This is a genomic window from Bacillus sp. H1a (assembly GCF_000633475.1).
Lineage (GTDB): Bacteria > Bacillota > Bacilli > Bacillales > Bacillaceae_G > Bacillus_A > Bacillus_A paramycoides.
The window spans coordinates 1-3357 of record NZ_AYMH01000129.1 but is presented as its reverse complement, the minus strand read 5'-3'; the positions used below and the strand labels follow the sequence as shown (position 1 = coordinate 3357).

Genomic DNA, 3357 nt, shown 5'->3' with positions numbered 1-3357 from the left:
TGTCATAATGATAATAAAACTTGTCCTTCAGGTGTAGAGAAATACAATTTGCAAAGATATAAAATTTTCATTATGAGGGTAATTAAGAATCTTAGCTTGATAGCTATGGGTCTGTACTCCAACAAGGGGATATATGGAAAATTGTAGAATGTATTAATTTTAAATTCTTATACCCAATTTTTTAGGAGTGACTACAAATGCGAATATACCCTGATTGTCCAATTATTACTAGAACAGTAGAGGTTGGCGGACTTACGAAATCGCAGCTTATTCAAAAATTGCAACAATACTCCATTTTGATGAATGAGTATGGAGAAAGACTGTTAGCTGATGATAAATTTACGACTTCTAATACAAGGTGCAGCCTGAAGGTTATTTGGGGAATGCCTCACAACAACATCAAGCTCCATCTGACTCCATCATAATAGCATCGGAAATATTAACTAAAGACGATGATTTTCCGAAAGGCTTTTATCTTAGACGAATTAATGGCGTGTTGTGGCTACGCGGATACATTGCTGACCATCTGCACGTTTGGAAGCCTGAAGACCACTTTATCTTTGTCAAACAAAAAAACTTTAAGAAGTGAGAAATCATGAGAAACTTACCTTCTTTTGTTCAACTAAAGGGGGGCTTTACTTCATGAGACCGTCGTTAGACGGTATTTTTATTGTCCTTGTTTTTAGGGATCACCACGTCACCATCAAGCTAAGAAAAGCAAATACCCCAAAACAAAAAAAATAAGCTTTTTTGTTACAAGCTAATACAAAATTTCGTTCTGGGGGTACTATAAAATATTAGCTTGATAGCGATGTGGAGAGACCCCTTATTCAACATAAATATGACAATGATATAGCTAATTTTTATACAAATACATAATTAAGATATAAGATGTTATAATAAAAATGAAATAAACACTCCTACTTATTTTTAAGGCAAGTAAGTAGATTTTATTTCATTAGTTTAGAGCTATGTACAAAAAAAATAACCCCTAGGGGTTATTTTTTTTGTACATAGCTTTATTTTTCAAATTCTTTAAAAGTATCTTTTAAATCTTTATCTGTTATTTTTATATCTGCTTCCTTGAATAAATCTTTAAAGAATTGTTGTTGCCATTGTTGATCTTGTGAACGCTTCTGTTCCAATTCCTTACGAATATTATCTTTTTCTTGATCAAAAGGTTTTAACTCTTTTTTCTCTGTTAATTTAATAATATGGTAACCATAAGAAGATTTTATTGGATCACTTACTTGTCCAGCTTCTAATTTATAAGCAGCTTCTTCAAATTTAGAATCCATTTCACCTGGACCAAACTCAGGTAATTCCCCACCTTTTTCTTTTGAACCAGGATCTTCTGAATATTGTTTTGCTAATGCTGCAAAATCTTCTCCATTATTTAATTTTTCTTTTATTTCTTTCGCCGTTTTTTCATCTTTTACTAAAATATGACTTGCCTTTAATTTTGGTTTATAGTAATCTTTCATTTCTTTTTCCGTAACTGAAGCTTTAACAGCTTTTTCAAAGGCTATTTGCGTTTTTATTTTCGTTTTAAGATCATCTTCATCTTTAGCACCAGCTTGTGTTAAATAGGCTTTAAAATTATCGCCCATTTGTTTTTTTAATTCTTCAACTTTTTTCTTTGCTTCATCATCTGAAACTTTATATTTATCTAGTAAAATCTTGTCTAACATTACTTGTTGTAAAACAGGTTTTCCTGCTGTCTCTTTTAACTTTTTATTAAATTCTTCTTGTGTCAAATTTCCTGATTTCGATGTAACAAGATTATCTGAATTACCACATGCAGATAATAATAAAATACTGCTCATTGCAGCACCTATAAAAATATGTCGTTTATTCAATGTTTTATACCTCATTCTATAAATTGATTTATAGTCTAGTATATTTTATTTCCTTAATAAAACAAAATTTTTATAAGAAATAGATGTTGTTTATTTTCATTGAAAATGTAATATATATTCACTAAAAACAAAGGTTTTCAACCTGCTTTTAAGCATAAGCTAATGGCTGGAGTGAAAGATGTTCCCATATTTCTGGTTGGGATCTGAAATAGCCAATCTTTTTTTTGAACAGGGATGGATTACAAAAGAAGAAAAAAGTCGAGCAGTCCATCTTTTCGTTTTGGGGAACATTTAACTTCTTAAGTTGATAGCAATGTGACGGTACCCCATATCCATCAACTTAAGAAGAATAAACGCCACCAAAACAAAAAAGCCCCAAATTTTTTTTGAAAATAAGTTGGAGCTTTTGAACTAGAAAAGTATATTTTTAACTATAAAAAACTATTACAAATTTTCCCTTTCTCCCCTTTTGCCTACTTGCTAAATTCAGCAAGTAAAATATTTTTAAAAGGGTCAGGACTGTTAGCTTTACCCATGCTGTTCAAATTGACGGCTAACGTATGCTTGCCTCCAAGTGTACCTCCAACAAAAGTACAAAACCCTGGAATGCCACCTGTGTGTCCCCATATCGAGACACCGTTTGGAAGTTTAGTTTCATAGATTCCAAGACCATATCCATCGATTTTTGCTCCTCCTGTAGGAACAGTAGTAAGCATTTGTTTTAGTTGCTGTTCTTTCAGTAATTTACCCCCAAGTAAGTAAGAGAAGAATTTGTTTAAATCATCAGCAGTAGAAATCATATCTCCAGCCGAGCTCCCCATACTTGGGTTATAATAAGTAACATCTTTTGGCTCACTTGCTCCGTCTAGTTGGATATATCCACGGGCATGCTTGGTTCCTGGAATTACGCTTGAATTGCCAGGTAAGAATGTATTCGACAATTCAAGCGGTTCAATAATCCGATTTTCAATCTCTTCCGCATAGCTGTTCCCTGTTACTTTTTCAATAAGGATCCCTAGTAATACGTATCCTGTATTTGAATAAGACCAGATCTTTCCTGGAGCAAAGTCTGGTGGAAGAGAAATCCCCATCTTTACTAGTTCTTCAGCCGTATACGATTTTTTAGTATCCATAAGATTAAAGTCTTTTGACCTTGTGTATTCAGCGATACCACTTGTGTGGTTCAATAATTGCCGGATAGTAATCTGTTTATCATTATATCCGTTTCCTTGAATGACACCAGGCAACCATTTTTCAATAGAGTCGTCTAGATTCAAGCGGTTCTCTCCGGCTAATTGAAGTACAACTGTTGCAGTGAACGTCTTCGTCACGCTGCCAATGCGAAAGCGAAAATCTGTTTTCATTGGTTTCTTGCTGCTCAGATCCGCTACCCCAGCGGCATAACTCCACGTTTTTCCACCCTCGGAAGCTTTAGCAAGTATCCCCGGGAATCCAAGTTGCAATGTATCCCGCATTACTTGCTTGACGGAATTACGAT

Annotated in this window: 2 protein-coding genes and 2 pseudogenes; 2 read left to right on the top strand and 2 right to left on the bottom strand. The window is 34.0% G+C overall.

Annotation, left to right across the window (positions count from 1 at the left end):
* Positions 1–197 precede the first annotated feature (197 nt).
* A pseudogene (locus tag U860_RS32345) lies at positions 198–589 on the top strand (helicase).
* 430 nt (positions 590–1019) lie between these two features.
* On the opposite strand, the gene U860_RS0130475 reads toward U860_RS32345, so the two are convergent.
* Complete coding sequence (locus U860_RS0130475) at positions 1020–1859, bottom strand: peptidylprolyl isomerase (RefSeq protein ID WP_025151428.1); 840 nt, start codon at positions 1857–1859, stop codon at positions 1020–1022.
* A gap of 193 nt (positions 1860–2052) precedes the next feature.
* Between U860_RS0130475 and U860_RS35530 the strand changes: the two are divergent.
* Positions 2053–2133: pseudogene (locus U860_RS35530) on the top strand (transcriptional regulator); the annotation flags it as partial.
* 199 nt (positions 2134–2332) lie between these two features.
* Here U860_RS35530 and U860_RS0130465 read toward each other — a convergent pair.
* Positions 2333–3357 (bottom strand): serine hydrolase domain-containing protein (locus U860_RS0130465; protein WP_029953223.1); only part of this gene is annotated, 1025 nt, incomplete at its 5' end.